Consider the following 16,292-nt stretch of genomic DNA (forward strand, 5'->3'; position numbering starts at 1 on the left):
TTTCTCAAACACCCCAGCCAAGCCAAGGTTCGTTCAACCGGCCAATATAATTGGCGAGCGTGAAGCCGATGATCAGCACAACGAACGCCTTCTTCCTCCATCCAGAAAGGTGCGTACCAGCCAGAAGTACGAATAGCAGCCCGCTCTCAAATATTCGACCGGACACCACCGTTAGAAAGTATACGCACAAGTAAAATGATAACACAGACACGGCAAAGGCTTCTCTCTGAAGAAAATCTTTACCTGCCGATATAAAGATCGCCAATATAATTGACCAATACGCAAAAGCTACGCCACTGACCCCAATGGAAGCGCCCTCATATTCACCTGCCTGACGCGCACCTAGGCTTGCGGAAAGCACGCCAAGCAACAAGCCCAATGTCAAAAAGAAGCCAATGAAGAAGATTATTCTGACCCATGGCGACAGTCGGAAACGTGCCGTAACCTGATTCAGCACTTCGATCATGACAAGGAAAAAAAACGAAGAGTGCACAAGAGGAGTCAGGCCAATTATCAGCCAACGCCGCCATCTTACTTTGTCATAATATCCCGCCACGAAAAGCGCGACCGCGACGCCCTGTCGCAAGTGGATAATGTTGTTTTTAATGACAAGTGGAACGAGAAAAAGAAAGATCAACCACAACGCGGATCCGCGTTCCCGTCGTAATATCACGAAGGGAGTGACGAATGCGGGAAGGAATATGATGACGCGAACGGCGTTGTAGTTCGACATGCAACTGGCGAGTGCCATGTTCACGACTAGCCACAATGGTTCGTTTGCAAATACGGCTGACCAACCGTCGATCAGATAGTGCCACAGGATGAAGTCGCTATAATCTGCATAGGCTAGATAGTTAGTACGGTCCTGAAAGGCGTTAATTGGCAGCATGGTCAAAACCGTCGCATACATCAGCGCGAAGGCGGCCGGCAGCACCGAATGTGGTGCCGAAGCGGCCGGAGCTATGCCGCCGTCTGGTGTATCCTTCAGCGTAGCTGAAGTCGGCATGGTCGCCGTTTGATCAATCGTCATCCGAAGATATGCCTATCGATGCAGGTTACGCGTGCGAACGGGCGCGAGAGAGCACGTTGGTATAGTTCTTATAATGCGAGCAGACGGGCATAGCCATCAATTGCCCGATCAAGTCCGAAGGCATGGGCGCGCTCGGTCACTTGTGGGGGGGACGGATCATCAAGGGCTACCGCCATCGCCTCTCCCAACGCATGCGAATCGCCGACGGGGACCAGCCGTCCCCAACGACCGTTCTCCAATATCTCCGCTGGTCCGGTGCGGCAGTCAGTACTGACGATGCGGGTGCCGCACGCCATCGCTTGGAGTAGCGAACCTGGCAGCCCCTCCCAGGCTGATGACATGACGTAAAGGTCTGACGCCGCCATCCATGCAAAGGGATTGTCCTGAAAGCCGACAAAATCGACGTGCGCACCAATGTCGAGTTCATCGACCAGTTGCAGCAAGGCCGCTCGTTCCTCTCCCTTGCCGAGGACGATAAGCTTGGCATCGCGTGTACGGCGGAGATGCTGGAACGCTCGCAAGAGCGTAGGATAGTCCTTCTGCGCAGTCAGCCGCCCTGCCGCTACGATCACAGGCGACTGATGCTGCCTAAACCAGACATGATCGGGCACATCCGCCTTGAGCGACTCAATACGACTTAGATCAAGGGGATTGTAAACGGTGTGCAGCTTCTCGGGCGGCAGACCCAGTAGGTGCTCGAGTTCATCCTGAATGCCCTTGGCCACACAGATGATGCCGTCGGTCGCCGGGTAGAGGCACCGAGTAAGCGCGCGAAAGATCGCAACTTGACCGCCCCCCATCAGGGTGCGCAGGGGTGAATTGCGTTCACTAACGACCAGCCGCATCGGCACGCCGGATAGCTTTTTGGCGATAATCGCAATGATGTTCGCGTGGTTCAGCGCCGATAGCAGGGCAGTCGGGCGTTCCCGTCTGAGATATTGCGCCAGCGGCAGGATACTGGTGGCGACCCGGCCCTTATTCAGGTCGATCACGCGGACATTGCCGGCGACTTCGCCAAGATAGGACCCACGCGCCTTTGCCAGCACCAGATCGACCTGGTGTCCACGCACTGCAAAGCCGTTGGCCAATGTGACCATGACTCGCTCCGCACCGCCGCCTTCCACATCCGGCAAGAAGATCGCGACGTGGCTCATGCCCGTGGCGCCGCAGATTGCCGATCATGACTCCTCATTGTGCGTCCAGCCACATCTGAAACATTAATACACCCCACAGCTGGAAGTGCCATTGCCGGGCACCGCTCTGATGATCCTCCCACATGCGGCGGACGATGGCCGGATTGAGATAGCCGTCTCGGTTGAGCCGCTCTTCAGTCAGCAATGCTTCTGCCCAGTTGCGCAATGGCCCGGTAAGCCAGCTGTCAATGGGCACGCCGAAGCCCATTTTCGGCCGTTCAATCAAAGCTTTGGGAACGTGGCGATACAGCACCTCGCGCAGCGCCCATTTTGCGCTGCCCTCCCGTGCCTTCATCGACAAGGGCAAGCTCCAGGCAAATTCAACCACGCGATGATCAAGTAGCGGCACACGCGATTCCAATCCGACCGCCATGCTGGCCCGGTCGACCTTTACCAGCACATCGTCAGGCAGATAACTTCCAGCGTCGAGATACATCATTTGCTCGCGGAAGTTCGCGCCAGTCAGCCAGCGCGTAGGATCAGTCAACAGAGTTGAAGGCTCTGTCGCACCTAAAACCAGTCGTTCCGGTGTGCGCGCAAAAGACATGGTTAGATGATACAAATCCTCCGGCCCCCGCATATCTGCGATCTGCGCAACCTGCTCAATGTGTTTGCTGGCGCGACGGCTTATTCCAAGGGGGATGCGGCTAGCCAGTGTTCCGGCGAACCGCCGGATTGGCGCAGGAATGGCGGAAATCTGCGACCATAACTGGGCAGCTCGATCATACCTGCCATAACCGTAAAAGAGTTCGTCACCACCATCACCTGACAAGCTAACCGTTACCGCCTGCCGTGTCAGACGACTGAGTAAAACCGTCGGGATCTGTGAAGGGTCGGCAAAAGGTTCATCCCAAATATCCGGCAGACTTGCAATGGCAGCTATCGCATCGTCGCCGCTGACATAAAGTTCTGTATGGTCGGTTCCGAGGTGAGCAGCGACCGCCCTAGCATGGGGTGCCTCGTCATAGGCGGCCTCGTTGAAGCCGATCGAAAAGGTTTGTACGGGTCGCTGCGACTGCGCCTGCATCAATGCAACTATCGTCGACGAATCCACGCCGCCCGACAGAAATGCGCCAAGGGGTACGTCAGCGATCATTCGAAGACCAACGGCGTCCAGCAGCAGCGTTTCCAGCGCATCGACTGCGTCGGATACAGAGCCTGCGAAGGGCGCGTTTATGCCGGCTTCTGCCACGTCGCGAAGCGACCAATAGGGTCGAGGCGCTGGAAGGTCACCGGACGGTTGCGAAATCGTCACCCAATGGCCCGGGGGAAGTTTGTACAGTCCCTGATAGATGCAGTGATCGCCCGGAATGTAATTGTGTCGAAAGTATAGCGCTAAAACGTCACGATTGATTTCACCCGTCCATTGCGGGTGAACGCGCATCGCTTTCAGCTCGGAAGAAAAGACAACATCTTTACCGACTCTTCCCCAATAAAGCGGCTTCTCCCCCATCCGATCGCGAGCTAAATGAAGTTCTTGGCAATCCCTATCCCAAATTGCCACGGCAAACATGCCGTTGATACGCTTAAGCGTTGTCTCGACACCCCAGCGGCTGATCGCCTCGACGAGAGTTTCCGTATCTGAATGGCCGCGCCAAGTTCGCGCCTCTTCGGCATTTAATGCCGCGCGCAGATCAAGATGATTGTAAATTTCGCCATTGTAGCTGATTTGATAGCGACCGTCGTAACTGGCCATCGGTTGATGTCCCGCCGGTGACAGGTCGACGATGGCCAGCCGACAATGGGCCAGCGCGATGCCTCCTTCCGTATCGGCCCAAACGCCTGTCGAGTCAGGGCCGCGGTGCTCGATACGCAGGGCCATCTCGCCAGCAAGAGCGTCGGCGTCGCGCTGATTTCCCCAGAAACCGCAAATTCCGCACATCGCAAAGTCTGCCTATATCAACGTAAAAAGTCGTTTACGCGACCCCGCTGATCGGCTCCGATCAGCGATCCGCTGCCCATCGCACCAAACGAGCCACCCGGAAAGGGGCGTCATTTGATGCGTCGACGCCGGGTCAAAAGACCGCACAGGAAATGCCGACTTTCTTACGTACCGCCTGCCATGCTAGCAGGCGCCACACCATCAGCGAAAGACCGGAGGCCCATGCAGCACCGATAGGGCCGCCGATCGGAATTGCGATCAAGCACAAGGCGACGTTAGACAGCGCAGTCGCGCCGAAGATACGGACCGTGGTACGCTCATTGCCGGACATGTTCAGGATAAAACCGGGCTCTCCGAACAGAAGCGCGATGCATTTTCCAAAAGCGAGCACGACCATAATGCTGAACGCCGACTGGTATTCGTGCCCAAACAATATTCCCAGCAGATAGCGCCCAAATACTACCAGAAATGCAAAGATTGCAATGCCGATTACCAGTGTGATGCGGGCGCTATGGATCGCGAACGTTTGAAGCTCGTCTCGCTGGTTGCTGGCATGATAACGGGCAAATTCTTGAGTCGTGATGAAGTTGGAGACCTGCAGACCCAGATCAACTAATACCGCCGCTTGGAACGCGACATTGTACAAACCGACGTCGGCAGGCTGTTTGAAAAGACCGAGGATGAAGACGTCGGTGCGGCTCATGAGCACCGAACTTGCGGTCAGCAGCATGAACGGAACGCCCAGTCGAAACAGCTGCGCAAAGCGTAGCCGTGGAGCAGCAGCAGCACTCGACAGGGGCAAAGTTCGGAACAGCAACAGCCATGCCGGGAGGGCAGAAAGCCCTAGCGCAGCGCAACGCAGGAGCAATGCGTTCGTCGGATTCAGTGCCAGTCGGTCGACTAGAAAGAAGATGCCAAGCCCGATCATGACAAGCGCGTTGGGTACGGGGGTGACAAACCATGCAGCTGGTACGACCTTGCGAACGCCGCGCAAGCCGTAACACGCAAGATCCAGTAAAACATAGGCAGGTAAGACGAGCAAGATCATATAGAGCGCGTGACGCATGGCGCCATCGTCTGCGTAACGATAAGCGATGACAGGCCACGAAAGCAGTGCCGCAATTGCGCAGACTGCGAGGACAAACAGGCCGGAAGTCCGAGCAAAGGTACTTGGATCAAAGGCTTGAGCATCTACCTGCGCAATTGCAGTCTCCCGGAGCAGTAATTCGGGCTGCCCCCAACGAGCGGGAATCATCAGCATCCCCATGAACGCCATGGCAAACGCGTAGATTCCGTAGGCCTGCACACCCAACATGCGCGCCAAGCAGATACCAATAACGATCCCGACGATCCGGTCGATCAGATTGATAGCTCCGATCGACATCATGGAGCGGATGAAGTTGGGAAGCGTCATCGTTGAACGCGCCGTGACCAGGCCTCAAGCATGTCTTTGCTGAAAAGCGCGAGGCCAACGGGCAGATGCAGCAACAGCAACAGCCAGGATGATGCCCGTGATGGCCACCATCGAATGGCTCGCTTCTGGCGCAACGTGTGCAGGATAAACCTGCAATGTTGCCGACATGTATCGAATATCACTCGTGGAGCTTTAAAGGCTAGAATTGGCGCGATTTCGTCTATGAACATACAAGAGTAATATAAACAACCATCATAATCAGCGCGAACCCGCTGGTATACATTTCCATTTATAAGAGATCCCGGAGTTGGATAGTATATTCTAACAACTCTATTGATGTGGCGCATCTTATAATTTATGGCTATGCGATCCCATACATAGTTTTCGGGCACAAGTCCGCTTACAAAATCGGGAAAAGGAAATTGCCGCATAACGTCAGTGCGCTGCATCGTGAATTTTTCTCCGCGCACGCCTATAATGTAGTGGCAGGTCATATAATCGGCGTCCAAAGGATCTTCGGGAAAGGCATCGCCGACGATTGCCCCGTCGGGACTCATGACCAACGCCGAAACTCCGGCAAAATCCGAGCGTTCGGCGATCGGGATGCTTTCCCATCCGTCATACATGTCCTGAAGGGCGTTGGGCATGAAGCTGTCATCGCTGTCTAGTATGGCAATGAACGCCCCCCTCGCCTCACGTACGGCGTGATTGACGGCGGTTTTTTTGTGCTGGTTGGGTTGCCAGTGATATCGGATCGGAAAGGGACTGGCGTCTTGCCAGCTCAGCACTAGATCGCGGGTATGATCCGTCGAACCGTCATCAACCACCAGCCACTCGAAGCTGCGAAAACTTTGAGCACAAAGACTGTCATAGACACGTGGAAGCGTGTCGGCACGATTGTAGGTCGGAGTCGCGACGGTGAAAACCGGTTCTGTCACCAATGGTCCTTGTTGCGCAACGGCAAACCCAACCTGTCAAAAACGCACGTGGTTAACACATTGGCTCTCGTCCAGACGAGGGAAGGCATGAAAGTTGGCGGCTGGACGACCGGTCGCCTATTGCCCTGCCAAGCTGAGGTCAACCCAGAGAGACTGTTGGTGCTGGCGTGCCGCCTGTGAACGCCGACCGACGCTCTGCTCCTGGCTTAGGGCCTACACGCCGTGCAGCGCTTGGAAGCTCTTTGGCAGGAATCGTAACGCTGCTTTCAATTCGCACGGTTGGTCGACCTAGCGTATTGACTACAATAAGAAATGCTCGACCCGCTGAGAGTCCTGTCTTTCGAGATAATGCTATCTGGATATGGCATGATACAGAAGCCACTGATGGGATAAGCGACGGGGCAGTCGATCGATCCAAAATTTCCCCTACCGATCGGGGTTCATGGATGCGCTACGCACTGGAGGGGAGCGCCGCAATCTCGTTTGATACAGTGGCCGACCTCCTAGCCGACCGAACGATGAACCATGCTCGGATAGCTGCGGGAACACGGGTCCGGGCGGGGAACAACCAATATCTCGTCGCCCCCCGCTTGGCCTATCATGCCGTCCGGACAGTCGGAGGGCTGGGCCTCTATCCAGCGAACGCGATCATTCGACCCGAACAATTTGGTGTCGTCGTCGCTGGAAAGGACGCATCCCATGTGCTGCAGGCGGCGTTCGATTATGGGGGAGGACGCGCGCCTGTCCACCTGTCTCGCGTCTATCATATCCAGCCCGAATCTGGCCGGCAGAGCCTTCGCGTACCAAGCAATAGCAAGGTGATCTTCGAAGCCGGCAGCAAAATCGAGAACCTCCCCCATCGCCTGACCGGCTATGAAATGCTGCTGTTGCACAATGTCCGGAATGTCGAGATCATCGACGCGATGCTTGACGGCCGTCGCGACCTCAACGTTGAAACGACTGGCGAATGGGGCAATGGCATCCAGATCTTGGGGGACGTGGATGACATCCGAATCATCTCACCAGTCACCAACAACATGTGGGGCGACGGCATTTACATCGGCGAGGATATGGCAACCGGCGCCAATCCGCGATCGGTAGAGGTCTCGGATCCACGTGCCGACAATTGCCGTCGGCAGGGGATGAGCATCACTTCGGCGCATAGATGCATCGTGCGACGTCCGATCTGGACCAATACGAATGGAACCCCCCCCTCGGCCGGTCTGGACATCGAACCCAATCTGGCCAGCTGTGTCTTGCAGGATATCCAGATCATCGCACCCGTGACAAGCGGCAACGCGGGGGCGGGAATCTCAATTTATTTAGGTATGCTGCGGTCTAGCTCCAGTCCCGTCAACATCGCTATAAAAGATCATGATAGTAATGGTGATAATAGTGGGGCGCAGTTTGCTAGGTCGGGCGCAGCAGGAAGTTATGTTAAGGGTAGGATAGATTACATCAATCCCAAGATTAAAAATTCTCATGTCACTGGCATTGGCGTGGAAGATTGGGATGTTCGCGGAGCTCGTGTATTCATCATGCGACCTAAAATCGAATATCCTAATAAAGGAAACTTAACGGCAGACCGTGCGCGAGCTGGGATCACTTTGTTTTTAGCTGCCGGGGGGGATGCTGAGACGATTGGAAATATCAAAATTGTAAATCCATCGATTGTCGGTGATAGTAATGGGCGCATCGAACGGTACATTTACATTCAGAATGAAAAATTCCCTGATTCAGTCGCGAATATTTCGATTATAGACCCTATAAAATTACAAGGTGCTAAGTATAGCTGGATTGAAGGAAAGGTTTTGTGGAGTGATAAATATCAATTGTCTGTCTACAATCGTACTTCTGTCGATGATGAATGGATTATAGATAAATGGCATTTTTTTGGACATTATTCTAATAATGGAGCCAATGGAATTGTTAAGTTTAGATTATCGGATGAGCATATTCCGCTAGGATGGCCGGACGTTACAATTTCTGCTAAAGGTAAATTTCCTATTATGATATGTTCTTCAGGCCGAGACGTAATACTAGGTATAAGTGATAAATGCCTGCAAATTGACCCTGGTCATGAGGTAGTCGTTAGGCGTATTGCGCCTCTCAAATGGAGAATTATCTCATTATAAATCGAACTTGCACCTTACTTTGACATACTCTTTAAAACAATATTATCACCGCTTTTACGACAAAATGACCGGATTTATGCGGTGATCGTCAAGCGGCGCATTCTCGGCTAGCGAGCGTGCGCGGCCGTCGACGGCCTCGCGAGGATGGAGCAGAGAGACGATGCCGAAGACGTTGGTGACCGGGGCGGCGGGTTTCATCGGCATGCATACGGCGGAAGCGCTGCTCGCACGCGGCGACAGCGTGGTCGGCATCGATTCGCTCAACGATTACTATGACCCGGTACTGAAGCAGGCGCGTCTCGCCGAACTGACCCGCCGGCATGGCGACCGCTTCACTTTCCTCGCCGTCGATTTCGCCGATGCCGCGACGTTGCACGACGCGCTGGCACCGCATGCGTTCGAGCGCATCGTCCATCTCGGCGCGCAGGCGGGCGTCCGCTACTCGATCGAACATCCCGAGGTCTACGGCCAGTCCAACCTCGTCGGTCATCTCAACATCCTCGAACTCGCACGCACGCGGCGGGTCGAGCATCTGGTCTATGCGTCCTCGTCGTCGGTCTACGGCAGCAACGCCTCGGTGCCGTTCCGCGTCGAGGATCGCGTCGACCGGCCGGTGTCGCTCTACGCCGCGACCAAGCGCGCCAACGAGGTGATGAGCGAAAGCTACGCACATCTCTATCGCCTGCCGCAAACCGGATTGCGCTTCTTCACCGTCTACGGCCCGTGGGGCCGGCCGGATATGATGCTGTGGATCTTCACCCGCGCGATGCTCGCCGGCGAGCCGATCCCCGTGTTCAACAACGGCCAGATGGAGCGCGACTTCACCTTCATCGACGATATCGTCGCCGGCGTGATCGCCGCGCACGACCAGCCGCCGCCTGACGACGGGCAGGAAAAGCCCGGCGGCAGCGTCGCGCCGCACCGCCTCTACAACATCGGCAACAATCGCTCGGAGCCGCTTGGCCGCGTGATCGGCTTGCTGGAGGCGGCGATCGGCCGGCCGGCGGTGCGCCGCGACCTGCCGATCCAGCCGGGCGACGTCGTGCGGACCTTCGCCGACATCACCGCAATCGCCGACGATCTAGGCTATCGGCCGACCACGACGATCGACGTCGGCGTCCCGCGCTTCGTCGACTGGTATCGCGCCTATCACCGGCTTTAGAACGCCCCCGCCCACGGCGCTTTCGCCAGTGCCCGGGCGAGATGATCGATCAGCACCGTGACGCGGCGCGGGCGCAGCGGGCTCGGCGGGGTGATGAGGTGGAGACCGAGCGGCGCAACGCTCCATTCGGGCATCGCCACCTCCAGCCGCCCTTCGCGGATCTCGCGCCCGCGATATCGCGGAGATCACCAACGCCAGCGAAGGCTTGATCGAGGCGACGGTACGCTGTCCACCGCGATCCTTGTCCGTGCCGCGTTGGATCTCGACAATGCCGTCACGATCCGCTGCAGCGCAGGTACCACCCTGTCCTCCCCTGACTCTCACCATCTATCTCTGCGCGCTTCATCTCGTGCGCGCGATCCAGACTCTCGGCAATGCCGGTGATTGCATCGTTAACACAGGCACGATCGCGCTTGGCGACGACAATGAAGGAATCCATAACCGCGGCCTCAAAGGCAACGTCCTCCTCGGCAGTTTCAAGTTCGACACGGTCGGCGTCAACGGCGGCATGTTCAGCGTCGCGTCTGGCCAGACGCTCGCCACCAGCGGCCCGATTGCTCTGACCGGCAGCAATGCCAGCGAGACGGTTGCTAATGACCCTACGATCCTTGGTCCGGTAAAGCTCGATGGGGGCAATGACGTATTTATCGAGGGCGTCGGCAGCAGCGGCGACGACCTCAATTTTTTTTGGCGCGCGCCGACTCTACGACGCTGACCACTAATGGCTATGGCTATAGCGCTCGTAGGGACCTACGGCTTCGACTGGGTGATTGGCAGTGCCAACCTCGTCGCTTTGGCGGGTAGCACGCTGACCACCGGCTAGGTTCAGTTTGGCAGGGGCGACAATCGCCTGACCATTGTCCGCCGTTTCGCCGGGTCAGTGATGGCGGCGCCGGTCACAACACGATCACGATTTTGGGCGGCAGCGACGCGGCACAGGTGGCGTTCTACTCGTTTTCCAAGATCGAAGCGCTGACGATGACCGGCGGCTTCGCAGCGCCTTCGTGCTAAAACTTGGCGCGCGATCGCCACGTCGCAGGCTTTGCCGATCCCGGCCTGGTTTTCGCTTAGTCAACGCTACTAGATCAAAGGGCAGCCGTACCGATGCGGTCACTGGCTATACTGGTGGCGGGCGCGGCCCGACTGCATTAGGCCGAGCGCGGGATGATCTGGTCGGCACCGCTGCGGCGGGCCTCGCCTATCGTCTGACGGGACTCGATCTGTTCAGTTTGGTAGTTTCGCACACTGAACCGCGAAATTTATCAGTAAAGTGTGACCACCAGCATCAGACTGCGCTTCTGACGCCCTGCCCCACGCAAACAATATTGCAGACTGCGACGGGCAAGGCATGCAGAAGCGTGTCCGTTCTTCGTTCTACAGAAGAGGTAATGCGCTCACCGGCTCAATCGCCGATCGGACTCTCGCCGTGCTTGCGCAGCACGTCGTTGAACGCCTCGGCCATCAGCGCCTGCAGGCTGCGGCCCTGCCGACGCGCCAGGGTATGCATCGCGAACGACATCTCGGGGCTGAAGAAGCCGGCGATCTGCTTGCGGCCCTGGCGGCTTGCCGGCCCCTGCCCTGCCGCACCGGCGGGCGGCGCGGGAACGGCGACCGGCGCCGGCGCCGCGACGGTGGCGGGCGGCGCGCTGACGGTGCGCAGATTGGCGAAACTCGGCTTGCGGCTCATGCAGGTACCTTCTTGCGGGTCTTGGCCTTAGCAACCGGCATGCCGACCTGTCGACATGTCCACGCGTAGAGCTGTCGAATATCCTCGGCGGCCTTGCCGTCGGGCTCATATTCCATGACGGTGCGCCCCTCCCCGCTCGCGTGGCGATAGGCGGCGCGGTCGGGGATCTGCACCGGGCAAGGCGGCGTGCCGAAGCCTTCGACCAGTTCGCCCGCCTCCTGGTAGACGCGCGGCGCATTGGGGGCGCCGGCGGTGAAGACGACATAGGCGGGCTTGCGCAGCAGCTGCACCAGCTTGGCGGTGGTCTGGATCGCCGACAGGTCGAAGGCGCTCGGCCGGCACGGGATCAGCACGAGATCGGCGACCTCAACCGCAGCGCGGGCGGCGCTGTCGGCATGGGGCGGCGTATCGATGACGATCAGCTCGGCCCCCTGCCCGCGCGCTGCCTCAACCTTGGCGGCGAGCCGTGGCGGCGGGCTGTCGATCACCTCGGGCGGCGCCTCCCCACGCCAGGCCGCCCATTGGCTGGCGGTCGCCTGCGGGTCGGTATCGATGATGAGCGCGACGCGGCCGGCATCCTGCGCGGCTGCGGCGAGGTGGAGCGCGAGCGTCGTCTTGCCCGCGCCGCCCTTCTGACTGATGATCGCGATGGTCGCCATGTCGTCCTCCCTACATGTCTACATGCCGACGTGGCAAGTCCTCGACGTATAGACATATAGACGCGTCGAGCCCCCTGCCCGACCGGACGGTCAGCGGAATCGACGAACACGATACGGCCGTCGATCCGTCGACACCTCGACAGGTCGACGCACGCTGCCAAGGTGAGGATCACCGCCCTGAACCGCTTGCTCCTCCTAGGGAGCATGTGACGGCGTAGCCGGCACCCTGGTCTTGCGTTTTATCGTCGGGCCGTTTTGGTTCGTCGCTCGTCCTTCGTCGTCGTCAGACGATTGTGTTGGCCGTCTAGGCCAACCCTTTTGTTCTCATTCAAATAGAATCCATGAGAGGTTGCGGATGGTTGTGAGACTCGCACGCTGACGCCATGTCCCGGTCGATCGCCGCGCCGAGCGAAGCGAGCACCTTGCCCAGCATGCCGCCGACGCTGGCCGTGGCGCGCTCCCGGCAGGACAGGCTGGCCAGCATCCTCTCATATGCCTCCGCCTCGACGGCGCGCTGCTGCTCGTGATCGACCGGCAGCGGCGCCGGGCGCATCCAGCGCGGCAGATAAGCGAGCACCCGCGCCGGCAGCAGCGGCCGATAGGCGTTGGAGGTCTGGCGATAGCGCGGCCCCTCCCCTTCGACCCGCTTGAACCGGCGCTGGCGGACGAGGAAGCCGCAGCGTTCAAGCGCGTGCAGCGCGCGGGCGACGGTGGCCCGGCCGAGCGCGGTCGCCTCGGCGAGCCAGTCGTAGCTCGGATAGACGCGGCCCTGGTTGAGCCGGGCGAGCGTGCACAATTCTTCGAACACGCGCACCGCGGCCGCGGTCAGCCCGGCGATGCTGCGCTCGGTGGCGCTCAGCGTGCGGGTGCCGGCGCGTTCCTCGCGGCGGAGCCGACGGCCGGCGTCGAGCGTGCGGCGGCAGGCGCGCAGCAGCCGGTCGGTCTCGCCGGGGGCGGGCGTCGCGAAGAACAGCTCCTCGAACGTCCCCGCCTCGATACTGTCGCGCAGCACCGGCGCACCGGTGCGGTGGGGTGTGCGGGTACGTGCCGGGGCGCGTGATCGATCGCGCAGCCCGCCGCCCGCCCGCGCGAGCACGCGGGCGCTCGCCTCCCCGAGGGTAAACGCCGTCATCTTCCATCCCCTTGCGGGGCCGGGACCGAGGACAAAAAAGACCGTGGCGCGAAACGCGCATCCTTGAACCGGAACGGGTTCGGAGCTATTCGGGAGACGTGAGCTGTTGAAAAGTCACCGATCGACGTTTGGCGACGCCGGTCTCTCGAATATTTCCTTGGGATGCCCGGCCTTCGTGCCGGGCTTTCCTTTATGTGGTCACGGCCACTCCATGAACATCGCCGCGGTCGACATGACCGCGCGTCATTCTTGTTGCAGCAATGATCCAACAGCGGAAGCGCTTACGATTCGTGCTTTCGAGTATTTAACCCGAAAAAAGTTCGTGCTTTCGAGTAGAATAGACGTTTCTATTCGTGCTTTCGAGTAACAATGGCGCGCTGCCATTCGTGCTTTCGAGTAGGAATGCACCGCATTCATTCGTGCTTTCGAGTAACAATTCGCAGCCGTCGGCGAATCACCCGGCCGGATTGGTTCCCTCTGCCGCGGCCGATTCGACGATGGTGCGATGCTCGCTCAGCACCGCCTGCCCCGGCTGCGGCCGCGGCGTGATCACCACCCGGTTCTGCGGCGCCTTGCGGCCGCGCCGCGGGGCGGCGCCCTCCTCCTCGGCCGCCTCGCTCTCGACCAGCTCGAGATGGTAATCGGGGATGCCGTCGGTCGCGACGATCTGCTTGAGCGCCGCCTTGAAGTTCGACAGCGGGTTCTGATAGCCGATCTGCAGGCGGAAGGTGGCGAGATCGAGGTCGAGCCCGCCCTCCTCGCAGGTCGAGCGCGCCACCTCGTAGATGCGCCGTTCGATCGGCCCGAGCTGGAAGTAAGCGGCGGCATAATCGAGCACGTGGCGATCGAGCAGGATCGCGCGGAACAGCCAGTCGCACAGCCGCACCTTGACCGCCTTCAGCCGCCGCTCACCGCTCTTCGTCTTGGAATAATGAAGTTTTGCTTCGGAAAGCCACGAGAAGAAGCCCTCCTCCCCCTCCCCGCCCGCTTCGATGTTGGTCTTGATCTGCGTGCCCTGCAGCCGTTCCAGCGCCTCCGACAGCCGGCCGTAGGAGCGCGCGCTGTGGTTGGAGCCGGTGACCGAGAACAGATCGTGCGCGGTGAAGATGAAATCCTGCTCGACATGCTCGCCCGCCTCGAGCTTCGCCGCCATCAGACTGGCGATATAGAGGACGATCTCCTTGTCGTAGATCGTCGCGACGCCGCTCGCCGAGGGGCGCACCTCGATCGACACGGTGGCGTGATCGTAGGTCAGCGGCTTCATCCAGGCGTTCTTGGACAGCGCGAAGAAGGGAAAGGCCATCAGCGACCGCTCGCCGCGGATCTCGCCGTGCAGCGGGCTGTCGAGCGTGAACAGGTCGCGGTGCGGCACGGTACCGGCGCTGGCGGACGGGCGGGTCGGGGCAGGGGAACGGGCCATGATCATTTCCTACTCGAAAGCACGAACTTTTGGCACCCCACACGGGATTCCCGAGGGAAAATGGGCTTGGACGCCGTCCCATTCGTGCTTTCGAGTAGGAAATGGCGCGCGAGCGGCGGGTCTCGCCGGCCCATGACGGGTTCCGGCAGGAGCGGGCGCCGCGCCCGACGTATGCCGTACGACGCGTCGGATTGTCGACATGTCTATGCCTCGACCCTGTACTGCCAAGTTCTTCAAATCCCTGCAGTGCCAGACGCAACGGGGTCGGTCTGTCGACATGTCGATAGCTCGACAGGATGGAACGGGTGCGTGCGGCGCCCTTGACCGGTGGCGGGGCGATGATACCGTCCGCGGCGTCGATCTGGGAGAGACCGGGCTGGCCCCGGCGCCGAAGGAGCAACCGCCCCGGAAACTCTCAGGCAGAAGGACCGATCGACGACGACATCTGGAGAGTGGCGCCAGCCGGTGCCCGCCGACGGGATAATGATCTCAGGCGCAAGGGACAGATGGGGCATGCAGGCCGGCAGCGACCGGCGGAAGGACCGCATGCACACCGATCCCGTCACCGCGCCGCTCGACCGCAACCTCGATCGCCCGATCAGCGTCGCCGAATTGTTCACGATCGGCATCGGCCCGTCGAGCTCGCATACCGTCGGTCCGATGCGCGCCGCCTGCGACTTCGGGCAGCGCGCGCTCGGACAGGGCGCGGGGCAGGGGGCAAGGCAGGGGATAGGGCAGGGGGCTCCGGTCGGCGTCACCTGCGATCTCTACGGCAGCCTCGCGCTCACCGGGCGCGGCCATGCCACCGACACCGCGACGATCCTCGGCCTCGCCGGCTGGGAGCCCGAGCGGCTCGATCCCGATGCCGCGCCAGCGATCCTCGCCGATATCCGCGTCGAGCGGCGGCTGACGCTCGCCGGCCGCCACGTCATCGCCTTCGCGCCCGACGACGTCGTCTTCCACCCGCGCGACTTCCTGCCCGAACATCCCAACGGCATGACCTTCACCGCCCGCTATGCCGACGGCGCGACCTATGCCGAGACCTATTTCTCGATCGGGGGGGGCGCGATCCTGCGCAAGGGCGAACGGCTCGCCGCGGGCAATGTCGCGGTGCGCCACCCGTTCGGCTCGGGCGCCGATCTGCTCGTGCTCGGCGATGCCACCGGCCTGTCGATCGCCGAGCTGGTCCGCGCCAATGAGGAGGCGTGGCGCAGCCCCGCGGAGACCGACGCCTTCCTCGACGCGGTCCGCGCCGCGATGAGCGCGTGCATCGACCGCGGCATCGCGCAGGAGGGCATATTGCCCGGCGGCCTCAAGGTGCGGCGCCGCGCCCGCGCGATCCAGCAGGGCCTCACCGGCGACACGCCCGGCCGCAACCCCGCCGAGGTGTTCGAATGGGTCAGCCTGTGGGCACTCGCGGTCAACGAGGAGAATGCCGCCGGTGGCCGGGTGGTCACCGCGCCGACCAACGGCGCGGCGGGCGTGCTGCCCGCGGTGCTGCGCTTCTACGAGACGCTGATCGAGGGCGCCGACGACGAGGGCGCGCGCCGCTTTCTGCTCACCGCCGCGGCGATCGGCATGCTTTACAAGAAGCGCGCGTCAATCTCGGCCGCGGAGATGGGGTGCCAGGGGGAGGTGGG

General features: G+C 60.1%; 14 protein-coding genes and 1 riboswitch. Of the genes, 4 read left to right on the top strand and 10 right to left on the bottom strand.

Features of this window, described 5'->3' with window-relative positions; genetic code table 11:
• Positions 1–4 precede the first annotated feature (4 nt).
• The 5 genes from FFS23_RS14860 to FFS23_RS14880 all read right to left on the bottom strand — a co-directional run bounded on the left by FFS23_RS14860 (position 5) and on the right by FFS23_RS14880 (position 6,457).
• The gene (locus FFS23_RS14860; protein ID WP_137899206.1) at positions 5–1,030 is read right to left on the bottom strand and encodes an EpsG family protein; all 1,026 of its coding nucleotides are present in this window, start codon (positions 1,028–1,030) and stop codon (positions 5–7) included.
• Between the two features lie 68 nt (positions 1,031–1,098).
• Positions 1,099–2,184, bottom strand: a complete 1,086-nt coding sequence (locus tag FFS23_RS14865) for a glycosyltransferase (RefSeq protein ID WP_137899207.1) — start codon at positions 2,182–2,184, stop codon at positions 1,099–1,101.
• 34 nt (positions 2,185–2,218) lie between these two features.
• Positions 2,219–4,105, bottom strand: a complete 1,887-nt coding sequence (gene asnB, locus FFS23_RS14870) for an asparagine synthase (glutamine-hydrolyzing) (protein ID WP_137899208.1) — start codon at positions 4,103–4,105, stop codon at positions 2,219–2,221.
• A gap of 133 nt (positions 4,106–4,238) precedes the next feature.
• Complete coding sequence (locus FFS23_RS14875; protein ID WP_137899209.1) at positions 4,239–5,519, bottom strand: oligosaccharide flippase family protein; 1,281 nt, start codon at positions 5,517–5,519, stop codon at positions 4,239–4,241.
• Positions 5,516–6,457, bottom strand: coding sequence for a glycosyltransferase family 2 protein (locus FFS23_RS14880; protein WP_171009510.1), 942 nt, complete (start codon positions 6,455–6,457; stop codon positions 5,516–5,518). Before FFS23_RS14880 ends, FFS23_RS14875 begins: the two co-directional genes overlap by 4 nt.
• A 590-nt stretch (positions 6,458–7,047) precedes the next feature.
• Between FFS23_RS14880 and FFS23_RS14885 the strand changes: the two genes are divergently transcribed.
• Positions 7,048–8,592: a hypothetical protein gene (locus FFS23_RS14885; protein ID WP_171009511.1), complete on the top strand. Its 1,545-nt coding sequence runs from the start codon at positions 7,048–7,050 to the stop codon at positions 8,590–8,592.
• A 160-nt stretch (positions 8,593–8,752) separates the two neighbouring features.
• The gene (locus FFS23_RS14890) at positions 8,753–9,754 is read left to right on the top strand and encodes an NAD-dependent epimerase/dehydratase family protein (protein WP_137899212.1); all 1,002 of its coding nucleotides are present in this window, start codon (positions 8,753–8,755) and stop codon (positions 9,752–9,754) included.
• On the opposite strand, the gene FFS23_RS20180 is transcribed toward FFS23_RS14890, so the two are convergent.
• Positions 9,751–9,888 (bottom strand): hypothetical protein, encoded by a 138-nt coding sequence (locus FFS23_RS20180; protein WP_171009512.1) that lies wholly within the window; start codon positions 9,886–9,888, stop codon positions 9,751–9,753. The genes FFS23_RS14890 and FFS23_RS20180 overlap by 4 nt on opposite strands.
• A 215-nt stretch (positions 9,889–10,103) precedes the next feature.
• Here FFS23_RS20180 and FFS23_RS14895 point away from each other — a divergent pair, with 215 nt between their 5' ends.
• On the top strand, positions 10,104–10,469 hold the full coding sequence (locus FFS23_RS14895; RefSeq protein WP_137899213.1) for a hypothetical protein: 366 nt from the start codon (positions 10,104–10,106) through the stop codon (positions 10,467–10,469).
• A 687-nt stretch (positions 10,470–11,156) separates the two neighbouring features.
• On the opposite strand, the gene FFS23_RS14900 is transcribed toward FFS23_RS14895, so the two are convergent.
• The 4 genes from FFS23_RS14900 to FFS23_RS14915 all read right to left on the bottom strand — a co-directional run bounded on the left by FFS23_RS14900 (position 11,157) and on the right by FFS23_RS14915 (position 14,652).
• Complete coding sequence (locus tag FFS23_RS14900; RefSeq protein ID WP_137899214.1) at positions 11,157–11,441, bottom strand: ribbon-helix-helix domain-containing protein; 285 nt, start codon at positions 11,439–11,441, stop codon at positions 11,157–11,159.
• Complete coding sequence (gene parA, locus FFS23_RS14905; RefSeq protein WP_041394040.1) at positions 11,438–12,100, bottom strand: ParA family partition ATPase; 663 nt, start codon at positions 12,098–12,100, stop codon at positions 11,438–11,440. Before parA ends, FFS23_RS14900 begins: the two co-directional genes overlap by 4 nt.
• A 328-nt stretch (positions 12,101–12,428) precedes the next feature.
• Positions 12,429–13,232 carry a helix-turn-helix domain-containing protein gene (locus FFS23_RS14910; protein ID WP_137899215.1) on the bottom strand — a complete coding sequence of 268 codons (804 nt, stop codon included), beginning with the start codon at positions 13,230–13,232 and terminating at the stop codon, positions 12,429–12,431.
• A gap of 454 nt (positions 13,233–13,686) precedes the next feature.
• Positions 13,687–14,652, bottom strand: coding sequence for a replication initiator protein A (locus FFS23_RS14915; RefSeq protein WP_052075875.1), 966 nt, complete (start codon positions 14,650–14,652; stop codon positions 13,687–13,689).
• A gap of 351 nt (positions 14,653–15,003) precedes the next feature.
• A riboswitch (glycine riboswitch) is annotated at positions 15,004–15,093 on the top strand.
• A 105-nt stretch (positions 15,094–15,198) separates the two neighbouring features.
• Between FFS23_RS14915 and FFS23_RS14920 the strand changes: the two genes are divergently transcribed.
• Positions 15,199–16,292: L-serine ammonia-lyase (locus FFS23_RS14920; protein ID WP_137899216.1), on the top strand; the 1,094-nt coding region annotated here is incomplete at its 3' end.

This window comes from Sphingomonas sp. 2SG, from assembly GCF_005503285.1.
Lineage (GTDB): Bacteria > Pseudomonadota > Alphaproteobacteria > Sphingomonadales > Sphingomonadaceae > Sphingomonas > Sphingomonas taxi.

What these genes read in the sequence shown, in the direction of transcription:
- FFS23_RS14860 (WP_137899206.1), bottom strand. Translation starts at nt 1,030, where the DNA reads ATGACGATTGATCAAACGGCGACCATGCCGACTTCAGCTACGCTGAAG.
- FFS23_RS14865 (WP_137899207.1), bottom strand. Translation starts at nt 2,184, where the DNA reads ATGAGCCACGTCGCGATCTTCTTGCCGGATGTGGAAGGCGGCGGTGCG.
- asnB (WP_137899208.1), bottom strand. Translation starts at nt 4,105, where the DNA reads ATGTGCGGAATTTGCGGTTTCTGGGGAAATCAGCGCGACGCCGACGCT.
- FFS23_RS14875 (WP_137899209.1), bottom strand. Translation starts at nt 5,519, where the DNA reads ATGACGCTTCCCAACTTCATCCGCTCCATGATGTCGATCGGAGCTATC.
- FFS23_RS14890 (WP_137899212.1), top strand. Translation starts at nt 8,753, where the DNA reads ATGCCGAAGACGTTGGTGACCGGGGCGGCGGGTTTCATCGGCATGCAT.
- FFS23_RS20180 (WP_171009512.1), bottom strand. Translation starts at nt 9,888, where the DNA reads ATGCCCGAATGGAGCGTTGCGCCGCTCGGTCTCCACCTCATCACCCCG.
- FFS23_RS14900 (WP_137899214.1), bottom strand. Translation starts at nt 11,441, where the DNA reads ATGAGCCGCAAGCCGAGTTTCGCCAATCTGCGCACCGTCAGCGCGCCG.
- parA (WP_041394040.1), bottom strand. Translation starts at nt 12,100, where the DNA reads ATGGCGACCATCGCGATCATCAGTCAGAAGGGCGGCGCGGGCAAGACG.
- FFS23_RS14910 (WP_137899215.1), bottom strand. Translation starts at nt 13,232, where the DNA reads ATGACGGCGTTTACCCTCGGGGAGGCGAGCGCCCGCGTGCTCGCGCGG.
- FFS23_RS14915 (WP_052075875.1), bottom strand. Translation starts at nt 14,652, where the DNA reads ATGGCCCGTTCCCCTGCCCCGACCCGCCCGTCCGCCAGCGCCGGTACC.